The following is a 716-nucleotide window of genomic DNA, read 5'->3' on the forward strand; positions in this document are numbered from 1 at the left end:
GGTGTGGTGTGGGTGTGGGTGGGCCGGGGTGTGGTTCTGGTTTGCCGAGCCCGCCCGGCCCCCCGGCTGCCCCGCACCCGCGGCCCGCACCCGGGCACGGGTGGTTGGCGTAGCGGCCTGGCCCGGGGGCCGGGCCGCAGTCGGGCTCGGTCGGGTTCACGCGGCGGCCTGTCGCCGTGGCAACCATGACCGACGCGCGCCCCTTCCACCCACCAGCCCAGACCCGACGCCACACACGCCAGCAGACCGTGAACCCAAAAAGATTTCAGACATTAGAAAGGGGGAGCCAGTTAGTACCTAATAGGTGCAATAACCCCAACACGAAAGACCCGGACCACACCCCGAAAAGCGATAGCGAGGCACCCTGCGGTGACATCCGGAACAAGCGATCAATCCACCACCCGACGACGCGAACGCCACACCGCAACCCCCCGGAACAAACGCCTCTACATCACCTACACCGACACCGAGCTGGAAGTCGTACGCCTCGCAGCACGCCACGAGGGCCAGGCCGCGGCCGCGTGGGCCGGACAGAAGCTGATGGCGGTCGCGCAGGGCACTCTCATCCCCGTCTCCCGGGACGCCGGGGACGTGCTGCGCGAGCTGATCCGCTCCCGCCTCCACCTCCAGGAAGCCGTGTCCGCGCTCCACGCCCTCACGACACCGCCCGCCCCTTTCCCCGTCCCCGCCGCCACCCCTTTCCCCGCCCCCACCAC

1 protein-coding gene is annotated in these 716 nt (G+C 69.7%); it reads left to right on the forward strand.

Annotated features, from left to right (window positions below; all coding sequences use genetic code 11):
* Positions 1–369 precede the first annotated feature (369 nt).
* A partial coding sequence (locus IF19_RS0134285; protein ID WP_030290318.1) for a hypothetical protein occupies positions 370–716 on the forward strand: 347 nt, incomplete at its 3' end.

This window comes from Streptomyces californicus (assembly GCF_000717645.1).
Taxonomy (GTDB): Bacteria; Actinomycetota; Actinomycetes; order Streptomycetales; family Streptomycetaceae; genus Streptomyces; species Streptomyces californicus.